The sequence below is a fragment of the Nostoc sp. KVJ20 genome, assembly GCF_001712795.1.
Taxonomy (GTDB): Bacteria; Cyanobacteriota; Cyanobacteriia; order Cyanobacteriales; family Nostocaceae; genus Nostoc.
Window position 1 is genome coordinate 1 of the sequence record NZ_KV757633.1, and the last position, 17,629, is coordinate 17,629.

A 17,629-nucleotide genomic window follows, 5' to 3' on the forward strand; every position below is an offset into this window, starting at 1 on the left:
GAACTTAGAATATACTGCCCCAACAGAACCCGCAATTACATTTGATAATGCGATCGCTGTTCCCACAGAATTACACAGCAACCCCACTATCGCTGTTCTCCCAGAAGAGAACTTAGAATATACTGCCCCAGCAGAAACCGCAATTACATTTGATAATGCGATCGCTGTTTCTACAGAATTACACAGCAACCCCACTATCGCTGTTCTCCCAGAAGAGAACTTAGAATACACTGCCCCAACAGAACCCGCAATTACATTTGATAATGCGATCGCTGTTTCTACAGAAGTGGCAATTACTACATACAGCAACCCTTCTACCACTGTTCTGTCAGATGAAACGGAAGAAGATATAGTTATCAATGAGCCTGTGAGTCCTGTGTGGCTCAAAGGTGAGACGGCAGAGCAGATTTTACAAAATTTAATAGATTTAGCTTTACCCACTTCTGAACTGCTGCCCCAAGATGAAAAGCTTACAGATTCTCTAGCAACACAACCACCGCCACCATTACAGCTAACTTTAGATCAGGATACTTACATTGCTCGTTGGGGACACGCTCTTACAATCAATGGATACATAGAACTCAAAGAAAAGACAAATCTAGAGCAGGCTGAAACATTATCCCCAGAAAGCCTGCGGTCAATTGAACTAGGAATTGAACTGCGATCGCCCCTAGAGTCGAAAATCTTGACCCAGGTACGGCAATCCTTGCCAGATCAGGAATTACCCTTCACCATCAATACCTCAATTGATATTCCTGCTGACTGTGAATCCAAGTTAATTTTGGCAGATATTAGTTTGTATGGTAAATTCGCCGATGCTGGTGAAGTTATCCAGTTAGCTAGTCAGTCCTTCACCATTACAGCAGATGTAACGGAATTACTGGCAATCACAGCCGCAGCAAAACCTAGTACATCCTTAAATGACCCCATAACACCATCAGACTCATCTACTGCTTTCACAGAACCAGAGACACCTGTTAAGCTCGATTTGAAACTATTCAATCTGGTCAAAATTCCAAAAACAGACCAGCAACAGATACTTAATTCATCCCCAAGCACACCCCTACCACCGCAAATAAATCTGCAAGTTCTGCGAGAAGCCACCTTGCGGACAACATCTAAGTTAAAGAACTCAGGCACTTCGCCTCAATTGCCGAAACTGCCTCCTATTCAAACCGATGCCAACTCTCCCACAGCAGATATTGTTGCAGAACCCCCCATACAGGAGGAGCTTCTAGAAAAGGATGCTACTATAGCTGCAATTAACTTGGAGCAGTTGGTCATCAGGCAACGTCGAATGCCAATACTCGGTACTACTTTGCCATACTTGAAACGGCTACAAGCTTTGCCAAGTGATGCAGAAGAAGAAGTAAAAAACAATGTCCCCCCAGAAGCCTTGGAAGTTCAGGCGGCTGAAGACTTCCCGCAGTTGGATGCAATTGTAGCTGAAGATGAAAATACACCTGAATTAGTAGTAGGTGATGCACAATTCCAGGAAGAATTTGTTGCTGAAGTCGAAGCCCAAACAAATACACAATTTCAAGAAGAATTTGTTGCTGAAGCCGAAGCCCAACCAAATACACAATTTCAGGAAGAATCCGTTGCTGAAATCGAAGCCCAGCAAAATTCACAATTCATCACAACAGGCAATCTTTACTCATCTCCTTTACTCAGGAAGTGGATGCAGAGCCAAGGATACTCTTTGCCTGAATCCATCAATAATCTGCAACTTCAAGACTACGATAACTATGTTTCAGCGCAGCAGACACCAGTTTCTCTTAGTGCAGAAACTACGAATCTTGATATCAACTTGTCGTTAAATCTAGATACCAACACGGAGAATAATCTGAGCGAAGATTGGGGTCACTCAGAACTTATCCTGACTCAGACATGGCACGAACAGGAAACATGGGAAGAAGACCAAGGGTTGGCTAACGAACTGAGTAACTTTGGGGAAGATGTAGACACAGCAGAGGAAGCAGAGGGGACAGGAGTAAATACGGAACTAGAAAAAGTATTAGAAGAAGCAACACTTTCATCGGCTCTGGTAACACAACTACCGCCCCCCCCTCCTCCGATAAAAGTAAATATAGCGTCAGCTTGGTTGGCGCAAGAAATCGTTGTAGATGATACATATAGTGAACTAGAAGCCGATGCAACGAGGAGTTACCTCTTTGAAGAAAAGGAGCAAGCACTATTAGATTTATCCCCTTCTTTACCTATGATTGCAGCAACTAATAAGCCTTTGCCAATTCCACAGTTGCATGTGCCAGAAGGCGAACTAATCGCTGGCAAGTCTTTGCTAGTACGGGTAGTACTGCCTGAAGTACCTCCGCAAGTTGTTGTCAAGTTATGGCTTGAAGATTATCAAACTCGCTGGTTACTAGATGGGCCTCATTTATTGACAAATTTGCTACCTAATGCATCAGGAGGGTTGGAAGTAATAACGCAATTAAACATTCCCTTTGGCTGTTTGGAAATTCGCTTGGAAGCGATCGCACTTGATCTGACAACCCAACAAGAGAGTCACAAAGTTACAATAGTGCGAACTGTAATTCCTCCAGACTTGCCAAACTTAGAGCTAGATGAACTCCTGGGTATGTAACTTAGGTATTGGGCGTTGGGAATTGGGCATTGGGCATTGCTTCTCCTCCCCCTGCTTCCCCTGCTCCCTCATCTCCCTCATTTCCCCCACTCTCAACATGGGCTGTGTTAAAAATCTTTAGAATTTCAAAAATCTGGCAGGATTTGCAGTAAGCTCATTTTGAATTGTAGTGTTATTTAACAGGAACTTTTACTATGGCAGCTTCCTTTTTGCCTTCTATCTTCGTTCCCATCATTGGTTGGGTTTTACCAGCTATAACCTTCGCGTTTCTATTTTTATACATTGAAAGCGACGATATCAGCTGATGTAGTCAATAGTCATTAGTCATTAGTCATTTGCAAGAAACAAATGACAAAGGATAAAGGACAAATGACTATTGACCAAAATTAATACCGCCTGTCTCTATGAGACAGGCGGTTTTTTTAACGTTGATTTCTCAACAAATGCTGGAAAATTCTAACTTATAGTGTTCGGTTCAAACTAACTGATGTTAAATCGAAGAACCGAGTCCGGCGTAGGCACCATAAAAGAAAATGCCCAAGACTGTAATTATACCTAAACCTGCGATCGTAGCGACGACCCACAGGGGAATTCTCCCACTTCCAGACACAGCTTCTCTCCTCCCTTAACAACAAATCAACACACGTTCAATAAACAAAGATTAACAACAGTAGTTCCAATTAGTTAAAGAAGTAACTGGAAAACAGAATCCCCAGAACGAAAACTAGTAGTAGTCCCAGGTATAGCGAAGTCCGGTTTAGTTCAACCGGCTGATTATTGGGGTTGGGCGATCTTTCTACCATAATTGCTCCTAACGTTGAATAAATTGCATTGCGGCGATCGCGCCCAAAAAGAATACAGTTGGTACACCTAAAGTGTGAACTGCCAGCCATCTAACGGTAAAAATTGGATAGGTAACTGGTTGATTGATGTTATTGCCGCTAGTCATGATCTCAAACTACTTTCCAATAAATTGTTCAACTTGTTTTTTCGCTTCAAAACGGTTCTTCACAATGGGCACTTCTTGGCGTGCTGGTGTGAAATACTCGTTGGGACGAGGTGTGCCAAAAGCATCATAAGCCAGTCCAGTTTGCACAAATAGCCAACCAGCAATAAACAATGCCGGGATGGTGATGCTGTGAATTACCCAGTAACGAACGCTGGTAATGATGTCTGAAAACGGACGTTCTCCAGTGGTACCTGACATTTAGATCCCTACCTCCACAAAGAATGTTATAGAGTTTATTATCCTACAAAGTTAAGAAAGAGTTACAAGTTGCAACGTTCTTCTCAGAAATAAGTACTGGGGATTGGGGATTGGGTATTAGGGATTGGGGATTGGGTATTGGGTATTAGGGATTGGGTATTGGGAAAACTCGTATCCAGTCCCCAGTCCCCAGTCCCCATTAAGCTGCTTCAGGGTTTGGTAAATATTTGAGCAAAACGCCGCGATCGCCAATTATAAATCCCCGTTCTGGCTCTAAGAACACAATCTTGTACAAATTAGCTGCAACTTCTTCTATGTCACGGTCTTTTTCCCAGGTTTTGCCACCGTCGCCACTCCGTAACAAATTACCACTACCGCCACCTACCCAAATCTCATCGGGTGTACGATATGCCAAATCCAGTAAACCCCAACTGGTGGATAATTCTGGATATTTTGCCTCTTGCCATTCTTCAGGTTTAGTTGGGTCACTAAACTGAACTTGACCTCCTCTAGCTAGCAACCACAATTGCCCATTTTCACCAAAGCCCATGTTTTCTAACCGCCGAGAACTATTGCGGTTATGGGGAACCCAAGCCTCTTGTCCTGGTTCCCAAGTCGAGTAGAAACTACCCTTAGCAGAAACCGCAATATATTTACCATCAGGAGAACGTTCCAAGTTACGCACCACACCCACTGCTGATTCCACTTGGGCTTTCCAGTTTTTGCCGCCGTCTGTGGTCTTATATATGGCTCCCACATCAGTAGCCATTTCAGCTGTATTGTCTGCCAGTGCCTTAACTGCGATCGGACTACCTGGTAGCTTTTCGCTCAGGGGGATACGCGACCAAGAAGCGCCTTCATCGGTAGTGTGCAGCAACAGTCCGGGTTCTCCGGCAATCCAGCCTTCTTTACCTGCAAAACTTACTGAGTCAAAGCGATACTTCTGCTCATCCAGTTGCAGTATTATTGGTTTCCAGGTATTACCACCGTCATTAGTTTCCAATAAAGTGGCATTGCTACCTACTAAGTAGCCATGTTCAGGGTTATTAGTAAAAGCAATATCCAATAGATTCGAGTCTGTTGGCACAGAAATGACTTTCCAAGGGTTGTAGCTAACAGAAGGAACTTTGCTACAACCTATGCACATCAAAACTACTATTAACAAGGCAAATATTCGTTGCCAACCTTTCACAATTGAATGCATCAGTATTTCTTAGTTATTTCTAAATTTTTGTAGCAGTTGGCAGCCAGGATGCTTTAAAATCCTGGTCTTTTCATTTTGAATTTTGTTAGCGCAGTGTAAAGCCTCTGGTAGAGAAGCGGTAGCGAGGAACGAGCGTCTTGATTCTGACTTTTGAATTCTGACTCCTGAATTCTGAATTCTTCCTCAAAGGCTGTCATTGTAAGCCGTAAAGACTGATAAAAAACAAGAACCCAAGAGCCAAAGCACCAAAAATTAGGATATTCTTTTGGGTTGGCGTTAGGTTGTTAACACCCAAACCATAACCGAGATTTTCTTTAAAGCCGGATGCAGTACCGGCAGGGCCGATGTTGGCAAAAGCGGTCTTTTTAGCAGAACAAACTGGACAGCGCCAATTTATAGGGAGTTCTGCAAAGAGTGTCCCTGAAGGAATATCATGCTTGTCATCTCCCTTCTCAGGTTCGTAAACATAACCGCAGGCGCGACACTCGTAGCGGTCTAACACCGGAGTCTCAACAGCTGGTTCGCTCATGGCTAAGGCCTCGCAGAGAAGAAATCTTAAATATACGTTAAAAATTATGACATAATTGTTAGACTTTTCTATCACTAGCAAAAGTGAATCAAATACTTGAAGTCCGTCTGTTTCCCAGATTTCAGAAAAACCAAACAGATATAATGTAAAAGAAAGTTACGCAGTTAAGGGATTGGGCGTTGAGTAAAACAGTTCCGAGTTCCGAAAGTTCTGAGTAAAGAAGTGAGATTCCCTACTCAGCACTCAGCACTCAGCACTCAGCACTCAGCACTCAGCACTCAAAACTCACTACTTAAAATACTCCATAAGCGGTAGATACTCATTGTGTTTGTCCTCAGCGGTTACGAGTACCTTCTAGGCTTCTTCATCATCTGTAGCCTAGTACCTGCCTTAGCGCTCTCAGCTTCCAAGCTCCTACGACCCAGTGGTTACGCTCCAGAACGTCGCACCACCTATGAATCTGGTATGGAACCCATCGGGGGAGCCTGGATTCAGTTCAACATTCGCTACTACATGTTTGCTCTGGTCTTCGTCGTCTTTGATGTGGAGACTGTTTTCTTGTATCCTTGGGCGGTAGCTTTCCACCGTTTGGGGCTATTGGCTTTTATTGAAGCGCTAGTCTTTATTGCAATTCTTGTAGTCGCTTTAGTTTACGCGTGGCGTAAAGGAGCTTTGGAATGGTCTTGAATTCTAACTTAACAACCCAGGGCAAAGAGCGAATCATCAACCCCATTGAGCGTACCAATGTCACTCAAGACCTTTCAGAAAACGTCATTTTGACGACGGTTGATGACCTCTACGACTGGGCGCGGCTTTCTAGTCTGTGGCCGTTGCTGTTTGGTACTGCTTGCTGCTTTATTGAGTTTGCAGCTTTAATTGGTTCCCGATTTGACTTTGACCGTTTTGGGCTAATTCCCCGTTCTAGCCCCCGCCAAGCCGATTTAATTATTACGGCAGGGACTATTACGATGAAGATGGCTCCCCAACTGGTGCGTCTTTATGAACAAATGCCAGAGCCAAAGTATGTAATTGCGATGGGAGCTTGCACAATTACTGGCGGGATGTTCAGTGTTGATTCCCCCACAGCAGTGCGCGGAGTCGATAAACTGATTCCTGTGGATGTGTACTTACCTGGTTGTCCTCCCCGTCCAGAAGCAATTATCGACGCAATCATCAAGCTGCGGAAGAAAATCTCCAATGAATCGATGCAAGAGCGGGATAAAATTAAGCAAACTCACCGCTATTACAGCACGACTCATAATTTGAAGCCAGTAGAGGAAATCTTAACTGGTAAGTATTTGCAGTCAGCAACTCGCTCTGCACCACCGAAGGAATTGGCGGAAGCGATTGGTATGCCAATACCACCTGCAATGCTGACAGAAAAGGCGCAAAAGGAGGAACAAACCCGTGGCTGAAGAAGAATCTAAACCAGTACCGGCAGTAAAAGAAGAGGCATTGGTACAAGCGGGTAAAGTTTCCCAGTGGTTGACGGAAAATGGCTTTGACCATGAGTTTTTAGCACCAGACAAGAATGGTGTAGAGATAATTAAGGTGCCGGCAGATTTCTTGCTTCCCACCGCTACAGCCCTTTATGCTTATGGGTTTAATTATCTCCAGTGTCAAGGTGGTATTGACCTTGGCCCAGGACAAGAATTGGTGAGTATGTATCACTTGATTAAAGTCGGTGATAATAGCGATCGCCCCGAAGAAGTTCGAGTTAAGGTGTTCTTACCACGGGAAAATCCTGTAGTGCCTTCTGTGTACTGGATTTGGAAAACCGCAGATTGGCAAGAGCGCGAGTCTTACGATATGTACGGCATTATCTACGAAGGACACCCAAATCTCAAGCGGATTTTGATGCCGGAAGATTGGGTAGGTTGGCCTTTGCGGAAGGATTACATCTCGCCTGATTTCTACGAGTTGCAAGATGCTTATTAGAGATTGCTGAATCGAGACGCGATGAATCGCGTCTGTACAATATAGTGCTGGGTTTCGGCAGTGATTAACCCCTTTCCGGTGGCGGAGAGGGGTTATGTTTTTGGTGTCTCATGTAACAGTTGGTTGGCAATATTTGCTGTAATTCATTGACTATAGGACTTACGCATTAACAATATTTATCGATATTTTCCAAAGTAAGTCAAATTAGTTATTTTGTGGAATTTTGGCGATCGCCTTTTTTAAACGAGCCACAAACTACGCAAATAATGGTTTTTCCCCTATTTTAGTAGCAATTGATCTACCAATATTATGGAAATATTCACTTGTTACACCTATAGATACAGGATGTTTAGTTATAACAAACACAGTCTGACTATTTCTACAAATTAAAAAACCTTCTGAAGTTCGTGAAAACTCAACATCCTTTATTTTTTCAGTTATTCTTCTCCAAGAAGGCTCATATCCCACACCGTAGAAAACAACCGCTTTAGGTTGATGTTCTTTTATTCTTTGACTAATATGATTTATTCGCTTTTCAAGACAATAATTTTCATAAGTATCTCTATTAGATAAAAAAGTAAGCTTAGAATATTCACCATATATCCAATGTTTAAGAGATGGTGAGGGTAAAGGTAATAATTCTAATAAACAAGTCTCTTTATCTTTTCTACCTAGTTCCTCTATTTGATATTTACGAATATCTTCTAGGTCAATATTATCTTTTCCTTTAGCACTCAATATAATACGAATTAATGTCCTCCAGACTGGCACATCCAATTTTGCACCTGGTTTAAAACTCGCACCATATCCGATAGCTTCATGATATTCTGCAATATCTTCTATTTCCTTCTGTTCTCTCTCTGACCATTTCTTTATTCTGTTATTAATTTCGTTAAAATCTCCTCCTGCTTCTTCCATACCAATAAACCAATAATTTCCTTGATAATTACCATATCCATAAAATGCATCAACTATTTTTTCTAGAAGCTCATCATTAAAAAAATCTTGACTGAACATAACTCTATTATTTTAATTAGAAATTTAAAACTTGTTCATCAAAAATAATTGAGCATACATGGAATGTCAAGTTAAATAACTAAAGTGAAAATTTTCAGACATTATCAATTCATAAATAAACTTTCTATTCTTTGCGCCTTTGCATGAGGCAATTTTCCCACAAAAAACTTGCCTCAGAAGCATCACACCTCCAAGGCAAGCCAACTCTCTAATTCTTTCTTTACTCCGCGCTCTCTGCGCCTTTGCGGTTCGTTAAAGTTGCTTCACTTCCGAAACCAACTTCGCCACCATATCCTTCGCGCTACCAAAGAGCATTGTCGTTTTATCCTTGTAGAACAACTCATTATCTACACCGGCAAAACCCGTACTCATCCCGCGCTTAATCACAATCGTCTGCTTCGCCCGATCTACTTCCAAAATCGGCATACCATAAATCGGGCTACTTGTATCACTCCGCGCCGCCGGATTTACAACATCATTTGCCCCAATTACTAAAGCCACATCCGCTTGATCAAACTGGGGATTAATATCATCCATGTCGTACAACTGCGTATAAGGCACATTTGCCTCTGCCAGCAACACATTCATGTGCCCCGGCATTCTCCCAGCAACGGGGTGAATGGCATACTTGACATCAACACCCATTTTTTCTAACTGATCTGACAATTCCCGGACGCTATGTTGCGCTTGGGCAACTGCCATACCATAACCTGGCACAATTACTACAGAACGGGCATAACCCAACATCATCGCCCCTTCTTCAGGATCAATGCTGCGGACACTTTGATCGGTTGCACCACCACTAGCAGCACCACCAGAACTAGAACCTGTACCAAAAGCGCTGAACAGCACACTAAATAAGGAGCGGTTCATCGCCTTACACATAATCTCAGTGAGGATTAAGCCAGATGCTCCTACCAAAGCACCAGCGATGATTAACATATTGTTCATCACCACAAACCCAGCCGCCGCCGCCGCCACACCTGACAACGAGTTCAACAGCGAGATTACCACTGGCATATCGCCGCCACCAATGGGGATGACGAACATCACGCCCAGCACCAATGAAACGCCAACCACTCCCAAGAATATGGGTAAGCTATCTGGTGTGATGATTAAATACGCACTACCTACTATATAAGCACCCAAAAGCAAGAGGTTAAATGGTTGCTGGAATGGAAATGTAATCGGGGAACCGCTAATTAAACCTTGTAATTTGGCAAAGGCGAGAAAACTACCTGTGAAGGTAACGCCACCGATTAACACGTCCAATAGCATGGAAATGTTCACATCTAGGGGTATTGTCTGAGAACTATCCAATAACCGCCAGAATTCCGCAACGGCTACTAGTGCCGAAGCTGCACCGCCCAAACCGTTGAGTAAACCCACCATTTGGGGCATTTCCGTCATTTGGACTTTGTAGGCAACGATCGCACCAATTCCCGATCCAATCGCCAAGCCCAACAATATCATCTCGTAGTTCAACACATGTTGATCGAGCATTGTTGCTGCGATCGCTAGCAGCATTCCCACAGCCGCTACAATATTACCGTTTCTCGCTGTAGCAGGTGATCCCAGCTTTTTCAAGCCCAGAATGAATAACGATGCAGCGACTAAATACGTCAGCTGAATGCCAGTTGGTAAAAAGTCGCTCACGCCTTAATCTCCTTCTTCTTGAACATTTGCAACATTCTGTCTGTGACTAAAAAACCACCCACAACGTTGATTGTTGCCAGGATTACAGCAATCAAACCGAGAATTACAGACACACTTGTGTCTTTTGCACCAGCAGCAACTATTGCTCCAAGTACCGCAATCCCGGAAATCGCGTTTGAGCCTGACATCAAAGGCGTGTGTAGAGTCGGTGGTATTTTGTTGATGACTTCAAAACCGATAAAAGATGCCAAAACAAATACAAACAAAGCAGCAAGTAATGCCTCTGTCATGAAATCAAAACTCCTTTTGTAAGTGGGAGTGGGGCGATTCGATTTTGGATTTTGGATTTTGGATTAAATTTCAATCTAAAATCTAAAATCTAAAATTATTACTTCCCAGTCCCTAATTAACTGCTGGTTGTTGAGTATTCAAAGCTTGTAGCGCATCCCGCACTCGTTGATTGCGAATTTCACCAGCGTGGGTAACGCAAGCTGCGTCAACGATGTCGTCGCTAAAGTCTACCTGCAAAGCCTTGTCTTTAATTAGCAATTGCATCAACGAAGTTACGTTCTTGGCATACAATTGGCTGGCGTGAATTGGCATCGATGATGGGAGATTGATGGGGCCGATAATTGTTACACCGTTCCACACAATATCTTTACCTGGTTCTGTACAGGCGCAGTTACCACCCTGTTCAGCAGCCAAATCCACAATTACTGAACCTGGTTTCATCTGTACCACCATTTCTTCAGTGACGAGCCGTGGTGCTTGTCTCCCAGGAACTTGAGCAGTGGTAATCACCACATCAGAATTTTTAATGTGTTCAGCGACAACTTCTTGGGTACGTTGTTTGCTAGCTTCAGAAATTTCCTTGGCGTAACCGCCAGCAGCAACGGTTTCTTCGTCTAATTTGACTTCAACGAATTTTGCCCCTAAGCTTTGCACTTCTTCTTTGACGGCGGGACGAATATCAAAGGCTTCTACAACTGCTCCTAAACGTCTGGCGGTGGCGATCGCTTGCAATCCGGCGACACCAGCGCCCATAATAAATACTTTCGCTGGTGCGATCGTACCTGCGGCTGTGGTTAACATCGGGAAATATTTTGGTAATGCAGCTGCCGCAATTAGTACTGCTTTGTAACCTGCTAATGAAGCTTGCGAAGACAAAGCATCCATACTTTGCGCCCTGGTAGTACGGGGAATCATCTCCATACTCAAAGCTGTGACTTTCCGATTTGCCAATTGCTGTGCGACAACAGGATTTCCCAAAGGATTGAGGAAACTGACTAAAACAGCCCCTTCCTTTAATAAATCAATTTCTGAACGTCCATCTTCTCGTTCTTGTGGTGGGCTGACTTTCAGCAGAATATCTGTTTCGCCCCATAATTTGGCAGTATCGCTGATTATTGTGGCTCCTGCGGCTTCATAATCAGAATCACTGAAAAATGATCGCTCTCCTGCACCTGTTTCTACCCACACTTCCAAACCTTGTTTTACCAATCGGGCAACGGTGTCAGGAATTAATGCTACACGACGTTCACAAACTTCAATTTCTTTAGCAACTGCTATTCTCATGAAATCTCCTGAAGATAAATACCTAATCTCTGCCAAGTAAGCGATTGTCTAGATGAGGCGTGTCCCGCACTCATAGTACTTAGGCAGGAACATCAGCCATGAATTTTACTTGTAGATTGAACCTTGAAACTTTCCTCTCCCACTCTTAGCTCTCCAGGCAAAGCCTAACTTTGCCGTTCGCAGATGTCATATTTTTAGATAGTTGCAAACAGGGTTACGTATTGCACATCCTAAATTGATTCCCAAATTTTGCATCTTTATCTTTAGCTTATTTTCGGGATTGAGAAATTTTGGTATTCCTTTCTTATAGAGTAATATTGACCGAATTTTGAAGGCTTTATAATTTCCCAATCAAATTTTAATGATTACGACTTCGATTCCAACTTATTTTAATCAATTTAGCCTAAGTTAACTGGCGATCGCTGATGGTACGCCTCAATTTTTATAACAAAATTCTCAAATTTAGATACACTTATACATATTTAGAAACACAATCCAATCCCAACTGTGTTTCTATTTAGTTCAAAATTTGACTAACCTAGTCATCAAATCAGCACTCTGTAAGGGGAATGAAATAAATCGATTATGAGTTAAATTTATAACTAAGCAATTTTACTATGCCCAAACATCAGGGAGAATGACACTTTTTACTGTTATTGAACGTCAATTGTCAGGAAGTGAGTAGTAAACTTTAGTAACGAATACTAACACACGGTTATTTTAGATAACAGATTTATATTTTGGTAGAGGAAGCCCAATTATGCGACGTATACTTTCCGCTTTAGCCGTGACTAGCTGTTTAGTTACTGTATTTCCAGCCCTGACTTGGGCGCAAAGCTTACCCGGATTTACGCTGTTTAGCGGCGTCAAAAGCGAAAATCAACTGCCCTTCCGGTTAGATTTTGGTGGACAAGCTAATGGTTGGGATCGATACAGATTAAGGATTCCAGCCCAAAGAATGAAATTGGCTGTTGGTCAATTTGCCATTAACTACCCTGATTATTACAAAGGAACTTTTGACCAGAATAAAATTGAAGTCCGAGTCAAAGGCAAAGCAGTTCCACTTTCTGAGGTGAAGTGGGACAAAGAAGGTAAGCTGATTAATATTTTTCCCCAAGAGCCTGTACCAGCAGGTAGCCCAGTTGAGGTAGTCTTCTCTAATGTGAAAAACCCATCCTTCGGTGGAGTTTACTATTTTAATTGTCAAGTACTCTCCCCTGGCGATGTGCCACTGCTGCGCTACATGGGAACATGGATTTTGAGCATCAATTAAATTTGGGGAGTGAAGAAGGGAATAGGTTACATACAGATTATTCCCTATCATCTCTCCCCTAATCTAATTCCCAATTCAATGATAAAGTGATAAAATTAGAGATTGTGAGTTTTTATAAAAATCACCTAAGAGGAGAACAGTATGAAAAGAACACTGGGCGGCACTAGCCGTAAGAGAAAAAGAACCTCTGGTTTTCGCGCTAGGATGCGGACACCAGACGGCAGAAACGTGATTAGCGCCAGAAGAAAAAAGGGGCGTCACCGTTTGGCCGTTTAGGGCATATCAAGCTATAAAGAGCATCAGTGGCTTTGCCCAAAGCAAATCGGCTAAAATCCCGCAAGGATTTCCAGGCAGTTTTCCGGGAAGGAATTCGGCGTCATGGCTCTTATTTGACATTAAGAGCCTTAAAACCGTTGTGTTCATCAAAACCTTCTTTGGACACTGCCACCCAGGCTACACAAATAATTGACTCAGCACGTGTTGTCAGTACGCGGATTGGCATTTCCATAAGCACAAAAGTCAGCAAAAGGGCAGTGGTTCGCAACCGAATCAAACGACAAATTACTGCTGCTTTATACAACTTGCTACCCAAATTATCACCAGGATGGCGGCTTGTGGTCATTGTCAAACCCACAGCAGCAGAATCGAAGTGCGTAAGCCCACAATTTCTGCAAGAATTAGAGCAGTTGTTGGCACAAGCCGAGGTGTTCGATGGGAATTCGTGAAGACGTATATTATGAAGGTGGCCCCCATATTGGGGATTTAATTGTCAACCTGCTAATTGGGCTAACCATTGTCGGGATACCATTAGCAGTCGGGGCAATTGTCAGGGCATTGTGGCTGCGTTTCCGCATCACCGATCGCCGAATTACAGTGACGGGAGGTTGGCAAGGGCGCGATCGCACTGACGTAGTTTACTCAGAAATTGTCAAAATCGTCAAAGTTCCCCGTGGCATTGGCTTGTGGGGAGATATGGCGATAACCCTCAGAAACGGCAGTCGTCTTGAATTGCGTGCAATTCCCAATTTTAGGGAAGTCTATGACTACATTAACGAAAGAATTGCTGCGAAAAATCCCGAATTTAGCGCTGCTGCCAACAAGTAATGGGAATAGAGAAAGCAGGGGGAGATGGGGAAATTACCCAATGCCCCATGCCCAATTCCCTATTCCCCATTTGAATGTGCGGCTATCCGTAGCGAAAGATAGTCGCCGACAAATCATGATTTAGATAAATTAGATTCAGTTTACAGTACCTCAGGTTGAATTCAGAATAATGGATTTTGGTATCGGCTTTCTCTCGAACAACGTGATGCTGCCAATCATAGATTTTTTCTATGGTATAGTGCCTAGCTACGGATTAGCGATCGTTGCTTTGACCTTGATAGTCCGCTTCGCGCTCTATCCCCTGAGTGCTGGCTCAATTCGCAATATGCGGAAAATGCGAATTGTACAACCTCTGATGCAGAAGCGGATGGCAGAAATCAAAGAGCGCTATAAGGATGAACCGCAAAAGCAGCAGGAGGAAATGGTTAATGTCCAAAAAGAATTTGGCAACCCTTTGGCAGGTTGTTTTCCATTACTAGTGCAAATGCCGGTCTTGTTCGCACTGTTCGCCACTTTGCGGGGTTCGCCTTTTGCAAGTGCGAACTACAGCGTTAACCTGCAAATCTTTCCCGCAGAACAAATCGAACAAATTCAACCGCAAGCCTTTGCTACTGCTCCTCAAAATATTTACGTTGCAGATGGGGAACACGTTAAAGTAGCTGCAATCATTCCCAGCGGAACCAAACTAGCGGTGGGAGAACAAACCAAGATACAGTATCAGACTGTTGAGGGCAAACCATTTCAGGTTCTTTTAGCAGAACACCCAGAAAATAAGCTGATTCCTGATTGGAAAATTACCAAAGGTGAAGATAGGGTAAAAATTGATGCTGATGGCAATGTAGAAGCCTTACAACCAGGAGAAGTTACTATTCAAGGTACAATTCCTGGACTAGCAGCAGAAAAAGGCTTTCTATTCATTGATGCTTTAGGCAGGGTTGGCGCACAAGATCCAGATGGCACAATCCACTGGGATATCGTCGCCATGATTGTCTTCTTTGGGATCAGCCTTTATGTTAGCCAAATGCTTTCCGGGCAAAATTCCAGTGGTGGCAATCCGCAGCAAGATACAGTTAACAAAATCACCCCAGTCATCTTTTCTGGGATGTTTTTGTTCTTTCCCCTACCAGCCGGGGTGCTGATGTATATGGTGATTGGCAATATTTTCCAAACCGCACAAACTTATCTTCTCTCCCGCGAACCTCTACCAGAAGAACTGCAAAAAATCGTAGAAACCCAGGAAAAGGAAGCAGCAGTCACAGAACAAAAGGCATTGCCCTTTGAACCAAAAAGTCCTAAGAAAAAGGCGACAGGGGGATCATGAGCGACATTCCGATGCAGCGAGGTCAGCAGTGGTTAAAAACCCTGCTGGAACTCACTGGAATACCTGCTGAGATTCAGGGTCATTTAGAAACTGCCCAATCTCAAGATGGCGATTCCCCAGAACCAGATAACTACTGGCTGACAATTGACCAAACAAACTTAACCTCAGAACAAATCCAAGTATTAATTGGTGTCGATGGTTCTGTGTTAGATGCGATTCAGTATTTAGCAAATTCAGTTTTAAACCTGAGCCAACCCTCGGAAGAACAAGCCTCTTACACCATTGAGTTAAATGGCTACCGAGTTAAAAGAGAAGCCGAAATTCGCGCATTAGCAGAAGCAGCAGCCGATGAAGTGCGCTTTTCTGGTAGAGAAGTGGAAATCAAATCTCTTAGTTCTGCTGAAAGGCGACAAATCCATACATTCTTGAAGGAATTTGGAGATTTGGAAACCTTCAGTCGCGGTAAAGAGCCGCATCGTCATCTAGTTGTGCGACCAGCTTCGTTGGAAGAAGTTAGGGGCTAGGGGCTAGGGATTAGGAGTTAGGAGTTAGGAGTTAGGAGTTAATTGAAAGCTCATAACTATATAATTTCAAAATTTCTCTTGTTCCTACAAGCTAAAATAAAGATGTAGTATCAGTACAAATACTGATAATAACTGTTAATTGTTAGTGAGCATATCTCACAAAATCCTATGGACGCAATTTATATTCCGCAGCTAATTAGAGCATCGGAGCGGACAGAGGAAGTTCAGGTTAATGAATTTCTGCCTGGTCTGGAAACGTTGACACCAGTTCGTGGCCATGTGCGCGTGCAGCATAATGGCACTTATCTGGAAGTGTCCAGTCAGGCAGAAACAATTATTACTTGTACCTGCAACCGCTGCTTGCAGCAATACAATCGCCGCTTAGGGATTGATACAAAAGAAATTATCTGGTTAGACGAAACTGCAAATCAGCCAAATGACTTGCCCTTAGAAAGGGAAGTAGTTATGGAAGAGTTGCTGGAAAGCTTACCGCCTGATGGTTATTTTTATCCCAACGAATGGCTTTATGAACAGATGTGCTTGGCAGTACCCCTGCGGCAGTTATGCGATCGCAATTGTCCAGGTATTCCTGTAAGTAATACTGTTGATAGTTCTGATAGTTCTGATAGTTCTGGAACTCCAGTTGATAACCGTTGGGCTTCTCTGGAAGCACTGAAAAAGCAACTTCCGGGCTAATAGCCTATTGCTTATGCCTCAAATTCTGTGATTTCCCGCCCGTGCGTAGTTTACCAACCTAGGCATCGCTTTCGGGAATATTAACTCGACAGAGACAGCATGGGTGGTAAATATATGAGGCTTGTAAGATGCGATCGCAAAGTTTATGTCTACTATTGTATCTCGGCTCGACATTACACAAATCTTCTGTGATGTAGATGACTTCTGTAAGCAGTGGGAAAACTTATGGCAACAAATACCACTTTTACAAGGCATCACCAGAAAAATTAGGGTGACTGACCATCAATAACATTTAGAAAATCTTCAGCCGTGATAATCGGGCAAGAAAAATTATCTTTTAGACTGAGTAAATCGCGATCGCCCGTCACGAGATAATCAGCCTCACTGACCACAGCCAAAAGTAAAAAAGGCACATCAAAGGGATCACGACATTCAGGAATTACAGGCAAGCGGCCGGGCATCGCTACAGCTTCACAAAAGAGTATGTAATCCGATAGTAAATCTTCTTGCTCGGTTGGCGTGAGCTTAAACTTTGGATAAGCCAGCACTCGGATTAACTCAGTTGTTGTCGCTTTAGAAACCAGCACAGTGAAGAGATCGCCCTGCCATGCCAAACGAAGCCTAGATACTCTGCCCCCAAATATCAGCGCCGAGATGATAATATTAGTATCGATTACTACCCGTGGACAAACCATTAAGATTGACGCGCCCAAGCCACTGCATCAGCCACATCCTGCTCACTCAGTCCTAAATCCGCCAGCTTAGATCGAACTGCATCAGCCCGCTGAATTTTTACAGGAGTCAGAATAATTTGCCCCCCCTCCACCTTTACCTCAAAATACTCAGCCTCACCGATTTCACGAGTAATACTTTTAGGCAGCGTTAGTTGATTTTTAGAAGTTAACTTGGCGAGCATGACTTGCCTCCTAGCCTTTGCTATCAAATGTAAGGATTCCTTGCTTTAGTATATACATCCTACC

General features: G+C 43.2%; 25 protein-coding genes. 13 read left to right on the top strand and 12 right to left on the bottom strand.

The features are described from left to right. Together A4S05_RS41755 and A4S05_RS39035 are read left to right on the top strand one after the other, a co-directional pair. On the top strand, nt 1-2,605 hold a 2,605-nt coding region (locus A4S05_RS41755), incomplete at its 5' end, for a hypothetical protein (RefSeq protein WP_069071321.1). A gap of 194 nt (nt 2,606-2,799) precedes the next feature. Next, nucleotides 2,800-2,910 (top strand): photosystem I reaction center subunit VIII, encoded by a 111-nt coding sequence (locus A4S05_RS39035; protein WP_084227157.1) that lies wholly within the window; start codon nt 2,800-2,802, stop codon nt 2,908-2,910. 185 nt (nt 2,911-3,095) lie between these two features. Here A4S05_RS39035 and A4S05_RS39040 read toward each other — a convergent pair whose 3' ends face one another. From A4S05_RS39040 to A4S05_RS18780, 6 genes are all read right to left on the bottom strand, one after another. Continuing rightward, complete coding sequence (locus A4S05_RS39040) at nt 3,096-3,215, bottom strand: photosystem II reaction center protein J (RefSeq protein ID WP_012411803.1); 120 nt, start codon at nt 3,213-3,215, stop codon at nt 3,096-3,098. Between the two features lie 70 nt (nt 3,216-3,285). Continuing rightward, nucleotides 3,286-3,408 carry a photosystem II reaction center protein PsbL gene (locus A4S05_RS39045; RefSeq protein WP_012411802.1) on the bottom strand — a complete coding sequence of 41 codons (123 nt, stop codon included), beginning with the start codon at nt 3,406-3,408 and terminating at the stop codon, nt 3,286-3,288. An 8-nt stretch (nt 3,409-3,416) separates the two neighbouring features. Beyond that, nucleotides 3,417-3,554, bottom strand: a complete 138-nt coding sequence (gene psbF, locus A4S05_RS18765; protein ID WP_015115279.1) for a cytochrome b559 subunit beta — start codon at nt 3,552-3,554, stop codon at nt 3,417-3,419. A gap of 9 nt (nt 3,555-3,563) precedes the next feature. Beyond that, nucleotides 3,564-3,812: a cytochrome b559 subunit alpha gene (gene psbE, locus A4S05_RS18770; RefSeq protein ID WP_069071322.1), complete on the bottom strand. Its 249-nt coding sequence runs from the start codon at nt 3,810-3,812 to the stop codon at nt 3,564-3,566. Between the two features lie 199 nt (nt 3,813-4,011). Then, the gene (locus A4S05_RS18775; RefSeq protein WP_069071323.1) at nt 4,012-5,016 is read right to left on the bottom strand and encodes a photosynthesis system II assembly factor Ycf48; all 1,005 of its coding nucleotides are present in this window, start codon (nt 5,014-5,016) and stop codon (nt 4,012-4,014) included. 193 nt (nt 5,017-5,209) lie between these two features. Next, entirely contained in the window at nt 5,210-5,545 is a 336-nt protein-coding gene (locus tag A4S05_RS18780) for a rubredoxin (protein ID WP_069071324.1), read from the bottom strand. 324 nt (nt 5,546-5,869) lie between these two features. Between A4S05_RS18780 and ndhC the strand changes: the two genes are divergently transcribed. The 3 genes from ndhC to A4S05_RS18795 are packed head-to-tail and all read left to right on the top strand — an operon-like array spanning nt 5,870 to nt 7,483. After that, complete coding sequence (gene ndhC, locus A4S05_RS18785; protein ID WP_012411797.1) at nt 5,870-6,232, top strand: photosynthetic/respiratory NAD(P)H-quinone oxidoreductase subunit C; 363 nt, start codon at nt 5,870-5,872, stop codon at nt 6,230-6,232. Then, nucleotides 6,223-6,960 carry a photosynthetic/respiratory NAD(P)H-quinone oxidoreductase subunit K gene (gene ndhK, locus A4S05_RS18790; RefSeq protein WP_069071325.1) on the top strand — a complete coding sequence of 246 codons (738 nt, stop codon included), beginning with the start codon at nt 6,223-6,225 and terminating at the stop codon, nt 6,958-6,960. The genes ndhC and ndhK overlap by 10 nt, the downstream gene beginning before the upstream one ends. After that, the gene (locus A4S05_RS18795) at nt 6,953-7,483 is read left to right on the top strand and encodes an NAD(P)H-quinone oxidoreductase subunit J (protein WP_069071326.1); all 531 of its coding nucleotides are present in this window, start codon (nt 6,953-6,955) and stop codon (nt 7,481-7,483) included. The genes ndhK and A4S05_RS18795 overlap by 8 nt, the downstream gene beginning before the upstream one ends. 255 nt (nt 7,484-7,738) lie before the next feature. On the opposite strand, the gene A4S05_RS18800 is transcribed toward A4S05_RS18795, so the two are convergent. The 4 genes from A4S05_RS18800 to A4S05_RS18815 all read right to left on the bottom strand — a co-directional run bounded on the left by A4S05_RS18800 (nt 7,739) and on the right by A4S05_RS18815 (nt 11,731). Then, a complete protein-coding gene (locus A4S05_RS18800; protein WP_069071327.1) occupies nt 7,739-8,500 on the bottom strand; it encodes a hypothetical protein in 762 nt (253 codons plus the stop codon). 252 nt (nt 8,501-8,752) lie between these two features. Further along, nucleotides 8,753-10,156 carry an NAD(P)(+) transhydrogenase (Re/Si-specific) subunit beta gene (locus A4S05_RS18805; protein WP_069071328.1) on the bottom strand — a complete coding sequence of 468 codons (1,404 nt, stop codon included), beginning with the start codon at nt 10,154-10,156 and terminating at the stop codon, nt 8,753-8,755. Then, a complete protein-coding gene (locus tag A4S05_RS18810; RefSeq protein ID WP_069071329.1) occupies nt 10,153-10,446 on the bottom strand; it encodes an NAD(P) transhydrogenase subunit alpha part 2 in 294 nt (97 codons plus the stop codon). The genes A4S05_RS18805 and A4S05_RS18810 overlap by 4 nt, the downstream gene beginning before the upstream one ends. A 112-nt stretch (nt 10,447-10,558) precedes the next feature. Further along, nucleotides 10,559-11,731 (bottom strand): Re/Si-specific NAD(P)(+) transhydrogenase subunit alpha, encoded by a 1,173-nt coding sequence (locus tag A4S05_RS18815; RefSeq protein WP_069071330.1) that lies wholly within the window; start codon nt 11,729-11,731, stop codon nt 10,559-10,561. Nucleotides 11,732-12,491: 760 nt separating this feature from the next. Between A4S05_RS18815 and A4S05_RS18820 the strand changes: the two genes are divergently transcribed. The 8 genes from A4S05_RS18820 (at nt 12,492) to A4S05_RS39055 (ending at nt 16,938) form a co-directional block, all read left to right on the top strand. Next, nucleotides 12,492-13,004 (top strand): DUF2808 domain-containing protein, encoded by a 513-nt coding sequence (locus A4S05_RS18820; protein ID WP_069071331.1) that lies wholly within the window; start codon nt 12,492-12,494, stop codon nt 13,002-13,004. 141 nt (nt 13,005-13,145) lie between these two features. Beyond that, entirely contained in the window at nt 13,146-13,280 is a 135-nt protein-coding gene (gene rpmH, locus A4S05_RS39050) for a 50S ribosomal protein L34 (protein ID WP_084227158.1), read from the top strand. A 26-nt stretch (nt 13,281-13,306) separates the two neighbouring features. Then, nucleotides 13,307-13,729 carry a ribonuclease P protein component gene (rnpA, locus tag A4S05_RS18825; protein WP_069071332.1) on the top strand — a complete coding sequence of 141 codons (423 nt, stop codon included), beginning with the start codon at nt 13,307-13,309 and terminating at the stop codon, nt 13,727-13,729. Continuing rightward, nucleotides 13,716-14,108, top strand: a complete 393-nt coding sequence (locus A4S05_RS18830) for a PH domain-containing protein (protein WP_069071333.1) — start codon at nt 13,716-13,718, stop codon at nt 14,106-14,108. Before rnpA ends, A4S05_RS18830 begins: the two co-directional genes overlap by 14 nt. A 169-nt stretch (nt 14,109-14,277) precedes the next feature. Further along, complete coding sequence (yidC, locus tag A4S05_RS18835; RefSeq protein ID WP_069071334.1) at nt 14,278-15,429, top strand: membrane protein insertase YidC; 1,152 nt, start codon at nt 14,278-14,280, stop codon at nt 15,427-15,429. Further along, a complete protein-coding gene (locus tag A4S05_RS18840) occupies nt 15,426-15,953 on the top strand; it encodes a Jag family protein (RefSeq protein ID WP_069071335.1) in 528 nt (175 codons plus the stop codon). The genes yidC and A4S05_RS18840 overlap by 4 nt, the downstream gene beginning before the upstream one ends. Nucleotides 15,954-16,121: 168 nt before the next feature. Next, nucleotides 16,122-16,649, top strand: a complete 528-nt coding sequence (locus A4S05_RS18845; RefSeq protein ID WP_069071336.1) for a YceD family protein — start codon at nt 16,122-16,124, stop codon at nt 16,647-16,649. Between the two features lie 145 nt (nt 16,650-16,794). Beyond that, the gene (locus tag A4S05_RS39055) at nt 16,795-16,938 is read left to right on the top strand and encodes a hypothetical protein (protein WP_218107957.1); all 144 of its coding nucleotides are present in this window, start codon (nt 16,795-16,797) and stop codon (nt 16,936-16,938) included. On the opposite strand, the gene A4S05_RS18850 is transcribed toward A4S05_RS39055, so the two are convergent. Further along, nucleotides 16,916-17,344, bottom strand: a complete 429-nt coding sequence (locus A4S05_RS18850; RefSeq protein ID WP_069071337.1) for a putative toxin-antitoxin system toxin component, PIN family — start codon at nt 17,342-17,344, stop codon at nt 16,916-16,918. The genes A4S05_RS39055 and A4S05_RS18850 overlap by 23 nt on opposite strands. Then, a complete protein-coding gene (locus A4S05_RS18855; protein ID WP_029637898.1) occupies nt 17,344-17,565 on the bottom strand; it encodes an AbrB/MazE/SpoVT family DNA-binding domain-containing protein in 222 nt (73 codons plus the stop codon). The genes A4S05_RS18850 and A4S05_RS18855 overlap by 1 nt, the downstream gene beginning before the upstream one ends. Nucleotides 17,566-17,629 lie beyond the last annotated feature (64 nt).